Here is a 1,077-nt window from a genome sequence, read left to right on the forward strand (position 1 = left end):
AGCCACTTCTTTGTGGCGTGGGAACGCCGGCGCTGGCTCAATTCTGGGATGCGATTGCAAGGCACGCCCGAGTGCCGCGCGCTCTATCTCGATTTGATTTGGATCTCTTACGATCAAGCGCCGGTTGGCACCTTGCCGACAGACCCAGCCATTCTGGCCAAGATCCTGATGGTGGAGCGCGGCCACTTTGAGGCCTTGTGCAAACTGCCGTTTGGTCCGCTGCACAATTGGGTGCAGTGCGAATGCGATGATGGCGAAATCCGCCTGATGCACAGTCAGGTCTTGCGCACGCTGACGGAGGCCATGTCGCGGCGCGAAGACAATCGCGCCAAGAATGAAGCGGCCAATGCAGCCAAACGCTTGCAGCGGTTGCGATCAACGCTGGCAGGCTATGACGCCAAGCTCGTTGAGAATGATGCGGCTGTGCGTTGGATCGATGAGTATTTGGTCAAGCAGGGCGTGGCTTATCGCACCTCCAGCGTCATCGAGGACGCTTTGCGGTCTTGGTCGGATCACATGCTCGATCTCGGGATGCGACGACTTTAAGTCACAAATTCAAACTGTCCCAGAAGTGTCCTGAAAGTGTCCAGTGGACAGTTCAAGACAGTCTTCGGACAGTCTTCGGACAGTCTTTGGACACTTCCGAAGTGTCCTGCACGATAGGGATAGAGACAAAGATAAAGAAAAAGACATTGGCAGTTGCGCTCCATTTGAGGCGCACAGGCTGTGGATAAGTCAGAATTGCTAAGACAAGGCAGGTGAAGACATGAACAGTGCAGAACAAGCCGCAGGCGAAAAACGCGTGAGAGAACAACTGGTGACGCCGCTGCTGCGACGCGGGCTGACCAAACCCGCGAGCCTGACGAAAGATCAGTTCGAGGACATGGTGCAAGACCTGTGCGCACGGCTGGCCTACATGAGCGATGTGAACTTGGCGGCGCTGGAAGAGCAGGCGGCGGCCAGCCCCAGCGGCAAAGACAAAGACCGCTTCCCGATCGCAAACAAGATGCTGGAATGGGCGGCGGTGATCCAGCGCCCGGATGAAAGCAACTCGCCTTTGATCCGCGCGGTGTTTGC

1 protein-coding gene and 1 pseudogene are annotated in these 1,077 nt (G+C 56.8%); both read left to right on the plus strand.

Annotated features, from left to right (window positions below):
- Positions 1 to 546: hypothetical protein (locus BM025_RS13490; protein ID WP_244515743.1), on the plus strand; the 546-nt coding region annotated here is incomplete at its 5' end.
- Positions 547 to 766: 220 nt separating this feature from the next.
- Positions 767 to 1,077, plus strand: a pseudogene (locus BM025_RS13495) (hypothetical protein); the annotation flags it as partial.

Origin of the sequence: Pacificibacter marinus, from assembly GCF_900109555.1 — a bacterium.
GTDB lineage: Bacteria > Pseudomonadota > Alphaproteobacteria > Rhodobacterales > Rhodobacteraceae > Celeribacter > Celeribacter marinus_C.